16 protein-coding genes, 1 tRNA gene and 6 pseudogenes are annotated in these 15,806 nt (G+C 59.6%); 10 read left to right on the top strand and 13 right to left on the bottom strand.

Features of this window, described 5'->3' with window-relative positions:
* The first annotated feature begins 115 nt into the window (after positions 1–115).
* The 3 genes and pseudogenes from AC5ZG5_RS37375 (at position 116) to AC5ZG5_RS37385 (ending at position 1,283) form a co-directional block, all read left to right on the top strand.
* Positions 116–190: transfer RNA gene (locus AC5ZG5_RS37375), tRNA-Tyr, on the top strand.
* Positions 191–334: 144 nt separating this feature from the next.
* Entirely contained in the window at positions 335–667 is a 333-nt protein-coding gene (locus AC5ZG5_RS37380) for a cupredoxin domain-containing protein (protein WP_456647179.1), read from the top strand.
* A 12-nt stretch (positions 668–679) separates the two neighbouring features.
* Positions 680–1,283 (top strand): annotated as a pseudogene (locus tag AC5ZG5_RS37385) (FTR1 family protein).
* A gap of 456 nt (positions 1,284–1,739) precedes the next feature.
* Here AC5ZG5_RS37385 and AC5ZG5_RS37390 read toward each other — a convergent pair.
* Complete coding sequence (locus AC5ZG5_RS37390) at positions 1,740–1,979, bottom strand: hypothetical protein (protein ID WP_456647178.1); 240 nt, start codon at positions 1,977–1,979, stop codon at positions 1,740–1,742.
* A 915-nt stretch (positions 1,980–2,894) separates the two neighbouring features.
* Here AC5ZG5_RS37390 and AC5ZG5_RS37395 point away from each other — a divergent pair.
* A complete protein-coding gene (locus AC5ZG5_RS37395) occupies positions 2,895–4,325 on the top strand; it encodes a DUF1254 domain-containing protein (RefSeq protein WP_496165509.1) in 1,431 nt (476 codons plus the stop codon).
* Between the two features lie 310 nt (positions 4,326–4,635).
* Here AC5ZG5_RS37395 and AC5ZG5_RS37400 read toward each other — a convergent pair whose 3' ends face one another.
* From AC5ZG5_RS37400 to AC5ZG5_RS37415, 4 genes and pseudogenes are all read right to left on the bottom strand, one after another.
* Positions 4,636–5,388 (bottom strand): sulfatase-like hydrolase/transferase, encoded by a 753-nt coding sequence (locus AC5ZG5_RS37400; protein WP_456645919.1) that lies wholly within the window; start codon positions 5,386–5,388, stop codon positions 4,636–4,638.
* Positions 5,333–6,301, bottom strand: a pseudogene (locus AC5ZG5_RS37405) (sulfatase-like hydrolase/transferase). Before AC5ZG5_RS37405 ends, AC5ZG5_RS37400 begins: the two are co-directional and overlap by 56 nt.
* Positions 6,302–6,598: 297 nt before the next feature.
* Entirely contained in the window at positions 6,599–6,763 is a 165-nt protein-coding gene (locus AC5ZG5_RS37410) for a hypothetical protein (protein WP_165435581.1), read from the bottom strand.
* Between the two features lie 765 nt (positions 6,764–7,528).
* Positions 7,529–8,206: pseudogene (locus tag AC5ZG5_RS37415) on the bottom strand (ATP-dependent DNA ligase); the annotation flags it as partial.
* Between the two features lie 94 nt (positions 8,207–8,300).
* Here AC5ZG5_RS37415 and AC5ZG5_RS37420 point away from each other — a divergent pair.
* Both AC5ZG5_RS37420 and AC5ZG5_RS37425 read left to right on the top strand, forming a co-directional pair.
* Positions 8,301–8,512 (top strand): annotated as a pseudogene (locus AC5ZG5_RS37420) (DUF3606 domain-containing protein).
* A 462-nt stretch (positions 8,513–8,974) separates the two neighbouring features.
* Positions 8,975–9,283, top strand: a complete 309-nt coding sequence (locus AC5ZG5_RS37425) for a hypothetical protein (protein WP_130230047.1) — start codon at positions 8,975–8,977, stop codon at positions 9,281–9,283.
* Between the two features lie 198 nt (positions 9,284–9,481).
* On the opposite strand, the gene AC5ZG5_RS37430 is transcribed toward AC5ZG5_RS37425, so the two are convergent.
* Positions 9,482–9,676, bottom strand: coding sequence for a hypothetical protein (locus AC5ZG5_RS37430; protein ID WP_245475087.1), 195 nt, complete (start codon positions 9,674–9,676; stop codon positions 9,482–9,484).
* 473 nt (positions 9,677–10,149) lie between these two features.
* Between AC5ZG5_RS37430 and AC5ZG5_RS37435 the strand changes: the two genes are divergently transcribed.
* From AC5ZG5_RS37435 to AC5ZG5_RS37445, 3 genes are all read left to right on the top strand, one after another.
* On the top strand, positions 10,150–10,329 hold the full coding sequence (locus AC5ZG5_RS37435) for a hypothetical protein (protein ID WP_130230053.1): 180 nt from the start codon (positions 10,150–10,152) through the stop codon (positions 10,327–10,329).
* Positions 10,330–10,375: 46 nt separating this feature from the next.
* The gene (locus AC5ZG5_RS37440) at positions 10,376–10,654 is read left to right on the top strand and encodes a DUF2934 domain-containing protein (RefSeq protein WP_456645920.1); all 279 of its coding nucleotides are present in this window, start codon (positions 10,376–10,378) and stop codon (positions 10,652–10,654) included.
* A 97-nt stretch (positions 10,655–10,751) separates the two neighbouring features.
* On the top strand, positions 10,752–10,931 hold the full coding sequence (locus AC5ZG5_RS37445; protein WP_130230057.1) for a hypothetical protein: 180 nt from the start codon (positions 10,752–10,754) through the stop codon (positions 10,929–10,931).
* A gap of 122 nt (positions 10,932–11,053) precedes the next feature.
* Here the strand turns inward: AC5ZG5_RS37445 and AC5ZG5_RS37450 are convergent.
* The 3 genes and pseudogenes from AC5ZG5_RS37450 to AC5ZG5_RS37460 all read right to left on the bottom strand — a co-directional run bounded on the left by AC5ZG5_RS37450 (position 11,054) and on the right by AC5ZG5_RS37460 (position 12,859).
* Positions 11,054–11,715: pseudogene (locus AC5ZG5_RS37450) on the bottom strand (SOS response-associated peptidase).
* A 9-nt stretch (positions 11,716–11,724) separates the two neighbouring features.
* Positions 11,725–12,139: pseudogene (locus AC5ZG5_RS37455) on the bottom strand (hypothetical protein).
* Positions 12,140–12,664: 525 nt separating this feature from the next.
* Positions 12,665–12,859, bottom strand: coding sequence for a hypothetical protein (locus tag AC5ZG5_RS37460; protein ID WP_496138717.1), 195 nt, complete (start codon positions 12,857–12,859; stop codon positions 12,665–12,667).
* A 346-nt stretch (positions 12,860–13,205) separates the two neighbouring features.
* Between AC5ZG5_RS37460 and AC5ZG5_RS37465 the strand changes: the two genes are divergently transcribed.
* Positions 13,206–13,409, top strand: coding sequence for a cold-shock protein (locus tag AC5ZG5_RS37465; RefSeq protein WP_456645922.1), 204 nt, complete (start codon positions 13,206–13,208; stop codon positions 13,407–13,409).
* 188 nt (positions 13,410–13,597) lie between these two features.
* On the opposite strand, the gene AC5ZG5_RS37470 is transcribed toward AC5ZG5_RS37465, so the two are convergent.
* The 4 genes from AC5ZG5_RS37470 to AC5ZG5_RS37485 all read right to left on the bottom strand — a co-directional run bounded on the left by AC5ZG5_RS37470 (position 13,598) and on the right by AC5ZG5_RS37485 (position 15,703).
* On the bottom strand, positions 13,598–14,005 hold the full coding sequence (locus AC5ZG5_RS37470; protein WP_456645923.1) for a thioredoxin family protein: 408 nt from the start codon (positions 14,003–14,005) through the stop codon (positions 13,598–13,600).
* Between the two features lie 199 nt (positions 14,006–14,204).
* The gene (locus AC5ZG5_RS37475) at positions 14,205–15,035 is read right to left on the bottom strand and encodes a branched-chain amino acid ABC transporter permease (RefSeq protein WP_456645924.1); all 831 of its coding nucleotides are present in this window, start codon (positions 15,033–15,035) and stop codon (positions 14,205–14,207) included.
* A 30-nt stretch (positions 15,036–15,065) separates the two neighbouring features.
* A complete protein-coding gene (locus AC5ZG5_RS37480; RefSeq protein ID WP_456645925.1) occupies positions 15,066–15,494 on the bottom strand; it encodes an ABC transporter substrate-binding protein in 429 nt (142 codons plus the stop codon).
* A gap of 17 nt (positions 15,495–15,511) precedes the next feature.
* Complete coding sequence (locus AC5ZG5_RS37485) at positions 15,512–15,703, bottom strand: DUF302 domain-containing protein (protein ID WP_456645926.1); 192 nt, start codon at positions 15,701–15,703, stop codon at positions 15,512–15,514.
* Positions 15,704–15,806: the final 103 nt, after the last annotated feature.

A 15,806-nucleotide genomic window follows, 5' to 3' on the forward strand; every position in this document is an offset into this window, starting at 1 on the left:
GCGCCACGGCTCCTCATCGCCTTCGCCAGATCATCCTATCCCCGTCGCAGAGCAATTGGTCGTGTGAGAAATACGGGTTAGGACAGTACCAATGTCCTGCCTGTACGAGCCATCAGCCGACTTAGCTCAACGGGAGAGGGCCCGCGTTGTAGGCGTGGCGGTTGCTGGTTCATCCGGGCAGCCGGCTCCAATTTCGTTTCTGATGGGCCGGGGGAACTCCGGTCGGTCAGCGTGAGGGCGCCGCAAGGTGCTCTGAGGCCGCGCGCTGACGCGGTCTTGGGATCGGCTTTCAGAAAGACATTCAGCGGAAGGCAAAGAGACGTACGTTTTGACCATGACCAGGAAGCTCGCTCTCGCAGCGCTTTGCACGACGATGCTGCCGCTGTCGACAGCATCGGCCCAGCAGGCGACTGAAATTCAGATCAGCTACTCCAACGGGCAGTTTCAGCCGCGCGAGATACGGGCGCCGGCGGACAAGCCGATCGTGTTCCGGATCAGGAATCTCGACGGCAAGGCGATGGAGTTCGAAACCACCTCGCTCAGGGTGGAAAAGGTCGTCACCGCCAAGAGCCAGGGTGTGATCAACGTCCGCGCTCTCAAGGCCGGGCGCTATGAGTTCTATGATGACTTCAACGAGAAAGCGCGTGGCGCCCTGGTCGTCGAATAGGCCGCCCGACTCGTGCTCGCCGCGCTCGTCATCGTCTTCCGCGAGGTCTTCGAGGCCGGCCTGATCGTCGGCATCGTGCTCGCGGTCACGCGCGGGGTCGCGCACCGCGGTCGCTGGGTCGCCGGCGGCGTGCTGGCAGGCGCTGCGGGGGCGTGTCTCGTCGCGGCATTTGCCAGCCGCCTGTCGCAGCTGTTCGAAGGCATGGGCCAGGAGCTGTTCAATGCCGCCGTCCTCGGGGTCGCCGTTGTGATGCTGACCTGGCACAATGTCTGGATGGCGCGCCACGGTCGGGAGATTGCCGTCGAGATGCGCGCGATCGGCCAGGCGGTGGCCGAGGGCAGCTTTCCTTGAGCGCGCCGGCTGGCTAGCGTCGCTCGACACCATCGTGTGGGACTCGAGTTGGCTGTTGTCCGAAGCCAGCATTCCCGGGCGCGCCTTGCACACGCTGATCGGCTATACCGATCAGCCGACGCAAATGCAGCTCTTGGTTTATCTTGTCGTGATCGCGATAACCGGTTCGCTGATGTGGCTGACCGCGCAGGTGCGCGGCGGCCACGCCGTTGCTACGGTTAGGGTGCTGGAGACGGAGGTCGCCTTTGCGTCAAAAGCCGTTTAGGAAGCCAGCCAGTCACTTCCGCTCTGCCCAGATATGCAGACCATTCAGAGCCCGCGCGGATTTCGCATTCGGGCCATCACCGGACTCCTTCATCGCAGCAATTGTCCTCTTCGATCACGTTGCCGGGCGCCCGACGAGCAGTGCTGGAACGAGATCAGGCGTCGCCGACGGTTATTTTCCCCCCGCGTGCTGGTCGAACACGCTCAGCACGGCAAGTGTCATGGCCTCAACACCGGTTTCAATGGTCGGCTTCGGCACCGGCGCGAATAAGGGCGAGTTGGTTGCCCGGCCATTGCAGGGCGTCGCCGTCGCGGGCCGCGGCGACGCGCTCCGGCTCATAGACGCCGGAAGAACATCGAGGGGCACGCCAGCCCGCATCTCGGCAGCCAATTCAGCCGCGGTCTTCTCTTCGACCGTACGTAACAGCGGGCATCGCTCTTCGTAACCCGCTGCCCCCTATGCCGCCACGGCAAAAAAACGGAAACCGGCTACCGCGAGCTTGTCGGGAGATACCTGAACCGGCTCGCTAACCGTCTCTGACTCTGCCAACAGAAGGCAGGTCGGACAGTTGAACAGATGCAGATTGGTTGCGGGGACAAATCTAACAAGCTCCGATCGACACCACTGCATCTCGCTGCCGCAGGTTGGGCAGCTTGGCGCTTCACGGTCTTCCAGCGAGTGCTTCAGTCTGTCCATCACAACCCTCCCCAGGTCGAGTGATGAAAGCCCCAAGCCCCAACGGGCAAAGCCTTGAGTCGCAGGTTTGACGCGTTATCTGCTACCTTGTTCACGACTTTTTCCAGGCGTCTTCTAGGCATCACTCGGACTGACCGTCGGTTGTTTGGGAGGGGAACCCGCGGTCCGTGCAGCGAAAAGTGCGTAGCGCGGCGGCAATCAATTTCACAAAGGCAACACGACTCTTCTTGTTGGCGAAGGCTACGGCCGCCGCTCGACGCCGTGCTTGCGCACGCGGCGGCTGACTAGCCTTTACGAACAATTAACTTCTGGTCAGGGTCTTGGCTGTGTGAAAACGCTCAGCACTTGATGCGCCATCGAACAAGTTATTCGTCCAAGAGCCTCTTAGCCCTCCAACTCGCAACGGCACTGAACTTAAAGAACGAGCTGAAGAACGTAGTTCTCGTCGCGTTTCGATATTTCGCGTTTTGCACAGCCAGGGTCAAAAGCGCCGTCCGGCGGTCGGCCTACCGTTTCCGCTTTACCTCCGGAAGGTGACAGTTTGAAAGCCGCGGTGGACTTCGGATTTGGGCCAGAAGGCGACGTTTGAAAGCGAAGAAGCGGCAACGGGGCAGCGGCTCAATTTAGCCACTGATGAAGCTCTTTGATGATTTCCCGCAGATCGTCCGCGTACTCCTCTATAACCCGACGCGCCTCCTCCTCCGAGCGCGCCGGCTTGGGCGACATCGCTTCGTCTTTCGAGCTGGCCAGAGGTGAGCGCTTCATACCCTAAAGGTGGATAAGGTCTGAAGCGGACCATTGATCTAGATCAATCAATTGATCTGACCGAAATGGCTGGTCGAGGATGATCTAGAAGCAATTGCTTCACGCCAAGGACGACAAATGCCGTCCCCGGCATCCTGACAGGAGAGAGCGATGAACATAAGTCGCCGTGTTGCACTGAAAGCCGGGCTTCTTGCAGCTTGCTCCGCCCTGAGTCTGTCCCCGCTGCGGGCGGAGGACGGACCGATATTTGACATCGTGGAGGGAGCCGAGGACTTTTGGCTGGCCACGGACGCCTACATCTATGGCTATCCGCTCGTCACAGTGGAGATGACGCGCAGGGTTATTACAAACCGGCCAAAAGTAGAGGGCACACGCGGCCCGATGGGTCAGATCATCAACCTGCGCCAATACCCTAACGCATCTTTTCGTGACGTAACGGCGCCAAATGCAGACACGCTGTACAGCTCCGGTTTCTTCTACGTCGACAAAGAACCTTGGGTGCTCAGCGTTCCTGACATGAAGGGTCGATATTTCCTGCTGCCGATGCTGGACGGATGGACTACCGTCTTTGCTGTACCGGGAACGCGAACAACAGGCACCGGAGCGCAGACCTACGCAATTACCGGTCCGAACTGGAGCGGCGCCCTGCCATCAGGTGTAAAGGAATTGAAGTCTCCGACGAACATTGTTTGGCTCATCGGACGCCTCTACTGCACGGGTACACCCGAGGACTATGCTGCCGTCCATGCGTTGCAAGATCAATTGAAGATGGTCCCGCTGAGTTCTTACGGGAAGGAATACACGCCGTCGGCGGGGACGGTCGACCCGTCCATCGATATGAAGACGCCGGTGCGAGACCAGGTCAATCGAATGGACGCGGTGGAATTTTTCACGCTCCTCGCGCAATTGATGAAGGACAACCCTCCGTATGCGGCAGATGCCCCCGAAGTCGCGCGCTTCGCCAAAATCGGGCTGGTGCCGGGTAAAGACTTTGATGCCAGCAAGCTGCGGGCGGATTTCGCTAAACGTATCCCGCAGCTCGCGTTTGATCGCATCCTTCTTCAAACGAAGGTGAACGACGCCGTGAAGCACGTCAACGGCTGGATATACGACACGAAGACTGGAATATACGGAACGGACTATCTAAACCGCGCCATAGTAACTGCCATCGGCCTTGGCGCAAACCGCACCCAAGATGCCATCTACCCGTTCTCCCAGAGGGACGCCGAGGATCACGATTACGATGGAGCTAACAAATACCTCCTGCGCTTTCCCAAAGGACAGTTGCCACCTGCGCGCGGCTTCTGGTCTGTCACGATGTATGACGCCAATTATTTCTTCGTCGCCAATCCCATCAATCGCTACTCTATCAGTCCTCGCCAAGATCTGAAGACCAACGCTGATGGCTCAACGGACCTCTACATCCAAAATCAATCGCCGGGCCCTGACAAGGAGTCGAATTGGCTTCCAGCACCAAGCGGCAAGTTCAAGCTGATGCTCCGCATGTACTGGCCGGATGAAAACCCACCTTCAATCGTCGATGGTACATGGATGCCGCCAAAGGTGGAGAAGACTAGCTAACGTGATCTGATTGTGCCGGTCTTCGATTGCTCCCGCTCCAAACGATTGCAGATACCCTGCGGGGCGGGAGCATAGCGCCTTGTCGAACAGCAGCCACTCCATGACCGGTTGGGTCATGAGCGGCGGTTAAGCCTAGCGCACGTACGTCTGGTTTACCCGCGGTTGCGGTCGAACCAATTCGAGTGACTTCGGCTCGGGGCCAATACCGGTCATTACGCTGGCGCGGCTGCCTGTTCTGTATATTCGAGGGGCGCTAGTCCGCAATCGGCGCCCTTCGTCGATGGTATGGTCGATCACGCAGGCCCAACCACTACCCGCCGCTGCCCTTGACGTTTGGCATATCCAACAACGGCACCGGGTTATCCGGGCGTTGAAGCTTGGGTCTCCAGTCAGTAGAGGCTCCGCCCGGCACCCGCTTCATGCTCGGAAAGTCAACGACCGACGTGTTGAGCTCCATCACGACCGGAACGATCAGCGCTGCGGCCCAGCCGTTGTCCTGTCCAGCGAACTTGCCCGGCGACTGCGTTGGCATACGTGGCGACACCGCACCGTTGAACAACATGTCGTACTTCTCGAAAGGGTCCATCGTCAGGTTGTAGACCGAGCCAGTCGCGCCGAGGTTCTGTTCCGGTCCCAGCCAGGTGTCCTTGGCGGTCCACAAATATTTCCACGCGATGTTGACGTCGGGGTTACTCGGATCACCTGCCACATCGGCGTGCGCGCCCATGAAATCTTCGCCGTCAATGTAGACCCATGATCGTCGTGCGGAATGCCTCGCCTTTCCGAGAATGTAGTCGCTGTTGTCAGTGCTGTCGAAGTAGATAGGCTTGCCGTTGTTGTCGATCCATGCACCGTGCGGCGGTGGGGTAAGGCCGACCATTTTGGCCAGCGTCGCCCAGCAATCGATATGTGACATCATCTCGTCGTACTTCGCGCCCGCCGGAATTTTTCCGGGCCACCACATTAAGCCCGGCACGCGCCACCCGGCTTCAAACGCCGTGCCCTTCTCACCACGGAATGGCGTCGTGCCCGCATCGGGATAGGCGTCCTGCCACGCACCCATTGTCCGCCGTCACGATGACAATCGTGTTGGGCGCCTCCGAGCGGATCGCGTCCATAATTCGACCGATGTCGTCATTCAGTTCCAGCAACGAGTCCGAGTAGTCGCCCAGCCGTGACTTCCCAGCGAACCTCTGTGAGGCGTTGCTCGGGTTGTGCATCTTCATGAAATTGACGTCCATGAAGAATGGCTTGGCATCCTTGGCATGGCTCTTGATGTAGTCGATTGCATAGTCGGCTTGACGGACGTCGAAGTCAGCAAGGCGCTCGTAGGTGATGTATTCGCCTCTCTTGGCTGGTTGTCCCGCAACGCCTTCTCACTCGTACATGTTGACGATGTCGAAATATGCCTTTGCGAACTCTGGATTGTAGGAGGGAAACCACGGATGGAAATATTTGGAAGTGTCGGAATAGGTGTAGACGCCCGGATAGTACGCCGCGAACGCCTTCATCTCATCGAAACCGTGCTCGATGGGATAGGCCTCGGGCTTGTCCCCGAGATGCCACTTGCCAGAAAAGTAAGTTGAGAAGCCGTTCTTCTGGAAAAACTCGGCGATGGTCGGCGTCTCCCTTTTTATCGCGTTTTCTTCACCCGGGACAGCCACAATGGAGAGCGCGGAGCGGATCGGAATGCGTCCGGTAATGAACGATGCGCGACCTGCTGTGCAGCTTGCTTGACCGTACCAATTCGTGAACGTTGCGCCTTCATTGGCGATCCGGTCGATGTTTGGGGTTGGATGGCCGAGCGCCTTGCCGCCTCCTGAATAGGCGCCAAAATCGTTCCAGCCGTTGTCGTCAGTCATCAGTATGACGATGTTTGGTGGCTTCTGCTGTTGCGCTGATGCGGGCATGGTAAACGCCGCCACTGCGGCAATACTCGCCAGCAGGCTACGCGAAAATGCACGTCCTACTTTCATTGCCTTCCTCCATGTGTCGTTGCTTCTCAATCCAGTCTTGCTCGCGCAAATGTCAGGCAGGCGCCGAATGCTCCGAAGTCAAACGACTCAGCCAATCCGTGGCCCGTTTGGGCTTTCACGGGCTTGGCATCGGTGACGTAGCGTCGCGGGATAGTTGATCTGAGGCAATGCATGTCCGCCTTGGCATGTCTGCCTTTGGTCCAAAACCGGAAATACTCTGATCGAGCAGAAGGTTTCTGCCGGCACTGCGGGCAGATGACGAGGATCAGCGAACGATGACGGCTAACGCGTTAGCGCTCACTGCGGCCAATCCCTGTAGACAATGAACCCCATCATGATCATCGAGCCGACGGCGACCACCGCCGTGCAGATCAGCGGCAAGTCCTCCAGCACGGCGACAACGGCCGTTCGCGCCCTCAGAGTTTTCTTCACACGCGCGCGGCGCCAGCCTGCCACACCCATTCGGACAACTCCGTTTGGCCCCCAGCAGCGGCGGTCCGATTCTCTCAACGCGAACCGCTCGCCTGACTATAGCCTATTCGGGTGTAACCGGAGACCAAGGAGAAGGAACCGTTGCCAGCACGAAGCGGCCCGGCTATCAACCATTGCGTGCGCGAACGGGCCGCGCGGAGGTTATTCGGGGAAGCCTTGGGTGATAATTCCGAGCAACGATTTGAACTCAAGGACATCCTCATTGTAGTACCTTTGTTCGCAAGCTCGCTGGCGATCAGTTGGGAGGTCGCTCGCTATCAGCTCAGCGGAGTTGACCTTTTCACAATTCCCGAGCACCTGCTGGTGGCCGTAGGGTATTTTCCCGTAGCGTTCTCGGTGGCAATCTTCCTCGTGCCGACCGCGATGGCAGCAGCGCGGGCGAAGCGTGATCTGACTCGGGCACAGAAAATCATCATCACTGTGCTGCTCTGCGTGATCATTGCTGCTTCTTTCGGCTACGTACATTTTCTCGAACCAGCAAGGACTGTTCTATTAAATGTGGTCCTCGTTCCCTACGCATTTATCGTGATAGATTCGCTCTGGCTGCGTTGGCCGATGACAAGCACGACTGTGTTGCTCGCCATTTTCGGTTATTCGGTGATCGCTGCTTGGTGGCTTGCCTTTGATTTCTCTCGCAATCGCATGGCAAACGCAAACGCCGGAAGGGGCCTCTCGGAAATTGTCACGAAGGCCGAGACGTTAAGGCCTACATCATCGGCATCGGAGAACGAGGCATCTTGTTTTATAGATCCCATCCCATTTTCCTTCGTCCAGGGCGAAGCCGGCGATGGTCAGCGTCTCCCGTTGTCGGCAAGTCACCTTCACCCAGTCCCCACCGCGGCCCGATGCGTAACGGCTGGCTCGCACTTTTGAGACCACGCCCTCAAGCCCGACCCTGCAGGCGTGCTGATACATTTCGCGTCCGTCGAGTTCAAAGCCTTCGCTGAATTGGATTGGCGTCCGATCTATCAGCTTCTTGAGATGTGTCTTACGTTCAACCAGCGGCAGCTTCCGAAGATCGTAGTCATTGAGGTAGAGCAGATCGAAGGCCACCATCACGATCGTGGCGGACTTGCCCTTTAGCTCGTTCTGCAGGACCGAGAAATCGGTGGTGCCGTCCGGTGACGGCACCACGACCTCGCCGTCGATGATCGCCGAGCCGGCATTGATCACGTAGGCATCGGTGGCAATCTTCTTGAAGCGCTTGGTCCAGTCGTTTCCCCGCCGGGTGAATACCTTGATGTCGTCGTTGGCAATGTGAAGCTGGACGCGATAGCCATCGAACTTGATCTCGTGAATCCAGCGCGTCCCGGAAGGCACGCGCTCGACCTGCGTCGCTAAAGCCGGCTCAATAAAGCCCGGGTATGGCGCTTTGGTGCCGATCGCCGCCGGCTTCTTACGCTGAAACGCCACTCGGAAAACTCCACGCAACGAAGGCGGATTCAAGCGAGCGTAGGGCGAATCGTTCCGACGGCCCGAACCGTAAAACCGCTTCCCGCGTTGCGTCATGACAGCAAGGGAGGCCGGAATAGCAAAATCGAAGAAGCAGACGACGCGTGGCCGCAAGCAGGACCGGGCGCGGGTTGCCGGCCGGCAGCGGCACGAAGTCAGCTACGAATCCAAGAAGACCCGTGATCGGCCACCGCCGTGAAGAAGGCGGTGAAGAAGGTTGGCAACAGCCGCAAGCGGGTCGAGAAGCGTCTCGCGCGCAAGAGATAGGAACGGCTCGGCCCGCATTACATTATCAGCGTCCATACCGTGCCAATCGAACGGCCAGCCAGCCGCCGACCCCTGGGGCCTCGGCTTCATAGCCGAGGCGTCTCAGCTTCAGCCCGAATTAGCCGGAGTCGGAGGGCTAGGAACGTTAAACGGGCCGGCTGAATTGAAGTTGATGCGGGGCCAATCGGCGCCAGGGAGCGAGCGCCCAGGCAGTGTAGGTCATGGCTGAGCACGGAGATATTTGCCGGACGCGAGCCGAGCAATACCGGCAACAAGCTGCGAAGACGATTTGTCCGACAGATAAGCAGCAACTGCTGCGGCTTTCCGAAGAATGGCTGAGGCTAGCACAGCGACCCTCATTCGGGGGCGACTTGGCTGCCGACGGCAGTCAGGCTATCGGGGCCGCTCTCAGGCGTCCACCGGTTCACTGAGCGCCCGCAGTCAGATGAGAAGGAAAGAACCATGAAGACGATCTATTTCGCTTCGGTTTGTGGCGCCGCCACCCTTTTGGCAGTCACCAGCTTCGCAAACGCACAAGGAACGGGCGTTACAGCAAACCGCGATCAGGGCGTCACGCCCAAGCAATGCTGGGATGTCAGCAGCAACATCATTCGCGAAAAGAACCCGACTGCCGCTGGTGCATCATCGTCGGAAAAGGCACCCGAAACGACTGTGGGCTCAACCATGCCGGGCCCAACCGGTTCTGGCGCTGGCTCAACCGGCTCCACTGGAAATGCGTCAGCACGTCCGGCGGGAATGCCGGATTGCTGATACGCCAAAGAGCTTTGCTTCGTATAGATTACAATGGCGGCCTGTTTCGTTGACCGCGAACTTCACCGCCAATCGGTCCGATGACGATGACCGGAGATCGGAATGATCCTAGTCGAGGGACCCTATTGTAGTGACTTACGCGAACAGATCGGCGCCCTCAGGCGTGATCTTCACGTAGGTGCCGCTTTCGTGCATCCATCAGGTTTTGAGCTTCCGCGCGGCTTCGGCCTCTCGAGCCAATCGTTCCGCCTTTAGGCGCTCGTGGTTTGCATGGAATACCTGTTGAGCGCGTTCATACTCGGACATCGCTACTTTGGTGTCCGCTTCCTTGAAGGCCCGTCGAGCCTCACGCTGGGCTGCGGTGAGCACCTTCCGTTCGTGGATGTAGGTCACTTTCTCCACCTTTCGACGCAAACAGAGCCCGACGTTGACCTCGCCGAGGTTTTCCTCCGGCTCGGGCTGCTTTTGCCGGAGGCGCAGATTCGACTCCTGGCCGGCCTCATAGTTCCTTCTGCTTCAGAAACTGCACACCGAGGGCTGTGTGCACTTTTAGACCGAAGCCAGCACTGATTGGGCGTAGGCTCGCTTCATCACCGTCCCATCCCAAGGCCATTTAGCGGTGACTGAGAGTGTTGTGCTCCCGCCTGCATTAAGGATGGAGCGCGCATGAAGCGGCGCCGTTTCAAACAAGTTTTGTCCCTTCGCGATCGCTTGGTCGAACACGCTAAGGCGGCCCGCCAGCAAGCCAAAAAACTGCCGCCCGCGAAAGAGCGTGAAAACCTCCTGCGAAGGGCGCGGCAAAGCGAAACAGCCTCGCGCATTGATGAATGGCTTAGCTCGCCCTGCGCGCGGGCGCCGCGGTAGCCATGCCGGAGTACCGGGCCTACACCGTCGGGCCGGACGGCCATATCATCGCCTTTGAACCGATGGTTTGCCCTAATGATGAAGTAGCGATCGAAAGGGCTCGGCGGCTGGTCGATAGCCACCGCGTCGAGCTGTGGAGCGGGTCGCGCCTCGTGATCCGGCTTCCCGAAGAGGCAAACTGAAAATGAACGATTTTGCCGCCGCCGTTTTAACTAGGCGGAGGCGGCCATGAGCCAGAGTACCGATCGCCGAGAGTTAGAGCGTCAACTCGCACAGGCGAAGCGGCTTGCTTCCGAGATAACCGACCAAACGACCTATCAGCGGCTCAAGGCGTTCGTCGAAGGATCGGGGGAGAGCCTGCAACGGCGCTTAGCTGCGCGGCGGTCCAAGCAAGCAACCAGGGCTCGTGCCCACGAACTCTGGGAACAGCACGGGCGGCCTACGGGCTGGGATCTAGAGTTCTGGTTACAGGCAGAGCGGGAACTTAGCGAGGATGAAAACGAGTGAGCGCGTGTCCCGAAGTGGACGCACCTAGCTAAGCGAGGGTCCTGGCCCCGTTTCTTGGAGCGCGTGCTATTGTGTCGGCTCACAGGAGGGAGACGCGATGTCGACTTCAAAGAAGCCGCTGAAGCCCGATGATTTTCCAGTGCATGCCGAAGGCAAAAAGATCACGAAGCAGGACGGCACGCCGATCGCGACCACTGAAGATTCACCTGTCGCTGATGACGTGGCCGAGCGCCTCAATGAGGACGAAGCCCGCCGCGAAGAAGATAAGTGGGCCTGATCGTCCGTCGATGGACGACGGGGCGGCCGCGTGCGATCAGTCATCGATCAGCGTGCCGATCAAGTCGAGGAGCGCTCGGTGTTCTGGCCCGTTAGCTCCATCTCGAAGAAATTTACCGAACCCTATGCGGCGATCCTATCTTCCTTGTCAGGGCCTCGCAGCACTATCTCCAGAGCATCATCCGGCAGCGGCCGCTGGAGCGCCTTGGCCTCATCCCACGGCGCGCGCAGCCACACATTCGCGTTCTTCATCCGTCGTCAGGATGACCGGCATGGCCTTGTCATGGATCGGTTTGACGACAGCGTTCGCCTCGGTGGTCAGGAAGCCATAGACGAGGTGAGGGCCCGGAATCGGCTTCGACTTGTTGCCCCGGTCGCCCTTGAACTCGGTCCAGATCCCGGCAAACGCTGTGAGCGGCCGGTCATCGTTCAGCGCGAACCAGACGACATCCTTCTTCTTCGTTTCCGGGTTCGGCTCTGGCGCGTATTCGGCGAAGCTGTTGAAAGGACTAGGCACCGGTTCTCCGGCTTGAGCCAGCCGCGCCAATGCGGCGAGGACGTGTTGCGGATGTTGGTACGGGCGGGCCGCCGGTTCGCGGCGGCGGCGGCATGCCCCAACGCATCAGCACCATCTCGCGGCCGGCCGCGGCACTGCGTACCACGGGGGCCGGATAATCAGGAAACACGCCCGGCATCGGCGGCAGGTTGCCGACATAGCGGTTGACGACCCGGAACAGCGCGCGGATCGCTTCCTGGCTGGTGGTGATGGAGTAGAGATTGCACATCAGGGGTCCTTAGCGTTCGTCCGGCCACCAGGTCGAGGGCGGATCCTGCGCCGAGATCTTGGTCGGTCGCAGCGCGACGAGGTGGCTCCGCTTGTAGGGATAGCCGCGCTCGTCCGAGCACAACTTGCAGCGCATGTAGCGCTCGAGCTCGTGGATCGGTGTCGTCGTCGGCCGGCGGACGATATCGAGGGCGACGGTCTGGTGCGTCTCGCACCCGAGGCACTTCACCTCGAGATAGGTGTAGCCGGCATTGAGTGCGTCGCCGAGGGCAGGCGAGGGCTGCGCCGGTCCCTGAAACGCAAGCATGCGCTTGTTCCAGGCTTCGCAGGCGAGCCGATCGGCGGCCTTGCGCGCCTCGGCCGCTTGTTTCGGCTGCCGCTCGCACTGATGCGCCAAAAATGCTCTCTCTGGACTTCGTACCCATCTCCTAAGCATCGCGTCCGGGCGCCGCCAGAGCAAGCCGCTAGGCCTTGGGGATTGACGTGGGGTCTACGGGCTCGGAGCCCAAAAGAAGCAGCCCGGTCAGGTGCGGACCGAGCTGCTAGGGGACAGTGCACAGCACGGTTGGTGATCGTGTGTGCGCGCTTCCAACCTTGCGACGAAGAATCGGTTCCAAACCAGCCTGCTTGCCGGCGGTGTGCTGACCTTCTCGCAGCCGCACGGCTCGCCCGTGGCGACGAACAGCAACTTCAACCGGCTGATTGAATATCACTCGCTCGGGTACGCGCGAGAGGTGGGGCGGAGCGGACAACCCGGTTGTACCCCAACCCTGTTGCATGAGCGCGGCGCAGGGCGGCGGTGACGTCGCTATGCGACGATCCCGAGTGGGAGAGGGCGTTGACAAGCGCCGCTTCGAAGAGATCCTTCGTAGGAAGAGGGAAACCGAACAGGAACCCGAGCGATTCCTTCTCTGCGCCTGACGGTTATCAGCCCCGCTACGGCGGGGTTTTCATGTCCCCACCTTTAACCGCTCCAAAGTCCCCGGCTGATGGTCGAGCCGCGTCACGCCTTCCTGGAAGGCCGGCATGTCCAGAGAGGGGCCGAACTTGTTGTGCTGCATGCGGTAGCTGGCGCGCACGAACTGATTGATGCTCTGGGCTATCTCATTGATTTGACGCGGCCGGCTACCAAAAAATGCCAGCACCAAGGATGCTAGCAAGACGCTGCCGGACGTCTTGTGAAATGGCCCACATAGTAGCAGCCCGGCCCAGGGGACAAATCCGGACCGAGCTGCCTTTGGGCGCTACACACATGGATCCTGTGTGCGACCATTCAACGTTTCCACAAATGGACTGTTCCGCGTCGCCTCGCTAGCCGTGCCGATGGGCAAGAGGCGGACGAAGAGACTACGGGGCCCAGAGCCGGAGAAAAACAGCTCGGCCCGGGTAATGGACCGAGCTGCCGGGCGCAGGGTGCAGGCGGGTTTCTCTTGCCCTGGACCGTCGGGCCGCACTAAATTACCGCCATTGGTTAAAAAATGGAGTGCCGGCGTGGCGACAGGTATTGTGAAGTGGTTCAATGCAACGAAAGGTTATGGGTTCATTCAACCCGACAAAGGCGGCAAGGATGTCTTCGTGCACATCTCGGCCGTAGAAAAAGCGGGGCTGAGCGGTCTCAATGAGGGGACCACGGTGAGCTACGAAGAAATGACCAACAGGGGCAAGACGTCCGCCGAAAATCTAAGAGTCGGATGAATTCAAATCCGCCGGCCTCGCGCTGGCGAAATTATGTCGAACATATAACCCGGCCTCAGTGCCGGGTTTTTCTTTGGGCGGGCGGGAGCAGGTCGATCGCCTGCGCCAGTTCATCCTCGGCGACCGCGCGTCTCGTCGACGCTGAGATCGGCGGCATCACGGCCGCCTTGACCGGGCCGGACTGATCGCTACCCCCGATTGGCCGGGCGCGTCTTAGCTAAAAGCACGGCGATAGCGGAACGCTCAGTGTCGGCTACCAAGCGGCCGGTTTCAGTCTTGCCTATGAACGCGATCAGCGTGGAAGGCCTACCAGCGCCAAAAAACTTCACCGCGTCCTGCTGATTGTCGAAGTCGACAGTGAAGTAGATGAGGTCTTTGAACTCGGGCTGTGCCGTCAATTCGCTCAGGATCGGTTTCTGCTTCTGGCAGTCCGGACACCAGGACGCATGGATCGCAACCAAAATCGGCCTGTCTGCCTCCTGCGCCGCCGCGAAGGAGTCAGCATCGAACGGTCGGGTCTCGACGGCGAAAGCCGGCGCCGCGAAGGCTGTGCTTGCGGCAACCACTGCAAAAACGAGGGAACGACGCGAGAGCATGGCTCGGCTCCTTTGATTGTGGGTATAACGAGTTTGCGCACTATGAACTCGGCGCGCCGGGCCAAGGTGTCCGCAACCCTCTAGTTGCAATTGGCCGGCCAAATATGGCGATTGTACAGAGGCAGCAGAATGAGCATTAGTCCTGTCCGGAAGTACATCACACAGCGTTCTAATCCGGTTACCGGCGCGGGCTTTCCGCTCACGTCGCAATTGTACGGAATCGAAGGATGATCACGGCCAGGATGATGATGGTGAGGCTTCCAAGCACGGGGTTACCGTACGAGCTGACCAGCACCTGAGCGCCACCAAGGATCAAGGCAGCGAGTGCTAGATTGCCAAGTGACACCCCGGCGACGAGCACTAGCATGAATGCGTTGATCAGCCAGGGCACACCAAGGTTCGGGTGCACGCTCACAAGTGGCGTGATTAAGGCGCCGGCCAGACTCGCCAGGCCAGCACCGAGGCAGAAGGTAACAAAGCGGACGAACCGGGTGTTGATGCCGAGCGCCTGTGCCAGCTCCTCGTTCATGATGACCGCTTGGGCTACGAGGCCAATCTGGGTTCGGCGCATGACCAGCCACACGACGACGCCCAGCACGATTGCAACGAGGAGCAGGACGAGACGATACAGCGAATACGTGACTCCGCCGACGCTCACGGCTTGTGTGATGGCACTCTCAGTGAACTGAATCTCGCGTCCGAAATAGAGCGTAATGCTCTGGACAATGATGATGTTCAGACCCCAAGTCGCGAGGATCGTGTCGAGCGGCCGGACATAGAGGCCCCGAAGCACTCGCCACTCCGTTACCGCTCCGACCACGACACCGCCCGCAAGAGCGATCAACAACGCGCTCCACGGATTCCAGCCAAGCCAAGTAGCAACGACTGCTGCATAACTGCCAAGCGCAAGAAAAGCGCCGTGTGCAAGGTTGATGATCTTCAGGACACCGTAGACGATCAGGAGGCCGAGCGCCACGATGTACAGGACCCCCGCCGTCGTGACGACGTCGAAGAGTTCGATCGTGTACATAGCGATCAGCCTCCTGCTTTTCCTGCACTATCAGCGAGTCGGGCACTGGTCACCCGGATCGATCAGCCCAAAGTCCCTCAGCACCTTCGTCTTGCCATCGGCTTGGACTTGCGCCAAGTAGATCGGAAGCGGCGCGTGGTGCTGTTTGTTCATCTGAACGGACCCGCGCGGCCCCTCAAACACGACCGTGGGCAGGACCTTGATGATGGCATCCGCATTCGTGGTGCCAGCCTTTTCAGCGGCCATCGCATACGCGTGCAGCCCGTCGTACTCTTGCTCGGAAAGTGCGTTTGGCGTCTTCAGCTCCGCTCCGAACTTCTTCTTCATCGCCTCGAGGAAGCGTTTGTTCTCGGGATTGTCGATGCCCGTGAAATAGTCTCCCGTGTAGTACACGCCCTCGGCCGCGTTGCCGCCTGCCTCCGCAGTCAGCTCATCGATGGAGAGGCTTCCGATCGGCATCGTGAGCCCGGCTGCTTTCAGCTGCTTGAGACCCCGCCGAACGTCACCACGGTGGTGCGGCCAAGCGTAAGGCCTGCGCCCTGCGCGTTGGCGGCGTGATCGACCATGCCGAACACCTCGACCTGCCTGTGCTTCACGCTGGCGATCAGCGCATTCAGCGTGTCATCGAAAGGGCGAGAGGAGACGACGACGACCAAGCTTTCAGACATGTGTCACTCCATCGCAGCGGTCCAGCGTCAAGATTGAGGCCGGCCACGCCTCTTTGCTAATATTCCAACTCGCGAGGCAGCGTTTCAATTTCACTGCAGCCTG

The organism is Bradyrhizobium sp. Ses1 (genome assembly GCF_059512365.1).

Bases quoted from the DNA above. Each gene is read 5' to 3' on its own strand.
- AC5ZG5_RS37380 (WP_456647179.1), top strand. From the start codon at position 335: ATGACCAGGAAGCTCGCTCTCGCAGCGCTTTGCACGACGATGCTGCCG.
- AC5ZG5_RS37390 (WP_456647178.1), bottom strand. From the start codon at position 1,979: ATGGACAGACTGAAGCACTCGCTGGAAGACCGTGAAGCGCCAAGCTGC.
- AC5ZG5_RS37395 (WP_496165509.1), top strand. From the start codon at position 2,895: ATGAACATAAGTCGCCGTGTTGCACTGAAAGCCGGGCTTCTTGCAGCT.
- AC5ZG5_RS37400 (WP_456645919.1), bottom strand. From the start codon at position 5,388: ATGGGTGCGTGGCAGGACGCCTATCCCGATGCGGGCACGACGCCATTC.
- AC5ZG5_RS37410 (WP_165435581.1), bottom strand. From the start codon at position 6,763: ATGGGTGTGGCAGGCTGGCGCCGCGCGCGTGTGAAGAAAACTCTGAGG.
- AC5ZG5_RS37425 (WP_130230047.1), top strand. From the start codon at position 8,975: ATGAAGACGATCTATTTCGCTTCGGTTTGTGGCGCCGCCACCCTTTTG.
- AC5ZG5_RS37435 (WP_130230053.1), top strand. From the start codon at position 10,150: ATGCCGGAGTACCGGGCCTACACCGTCGGGCCGGACGGCCATATCATC.
- AC5ZG5_RS37440 (WP_456645920.1), top strand. From the start codon at position 10,376: ATGAGCCAGAGTACCGATCGCCGAGAGTTAGAGCGTCAACTCGCACAG.
- AC5ZG5_RS37445 (WP_130230057.1), top strand. From the start codon at position 10,752: ATGTCGACTTCAAAGAAGCCGCTGAAGCCCGATGATTTTCCAGTGCAT.
- AC5ZG5_RS37470 (WP_456645923.1), bottom strand. From the start codon at position 14,005: ATGCTCTCGCGTCGTTCCCTCGTTTTTGCAGTGGTTGCCGCAAGCACA.
- AC5ZG5_RS37475 (WP_456645924.1), bottom strand. From the start codon at position 15,035: ATGTACACGATCGAACTCTTCGACGTCGTCACGACGGCGGGGGTCCTG.
- AC5ZG5_RS37480 (WP_456645925.1), bottom strand. From the start codon at position 15,494: ATGCCGATCGGAAGCCTCTCCATCGATGAGCTGACTGCGGAGGCAGGC.
- AC5ZG5_RS37485 (WP_456645926.1), bottom strand. From the start codon at position 15,703: ATGTCTGAAAGCTTGGTCGTCGTCGTCTCCTCTCGCCCTTTCGATGAC.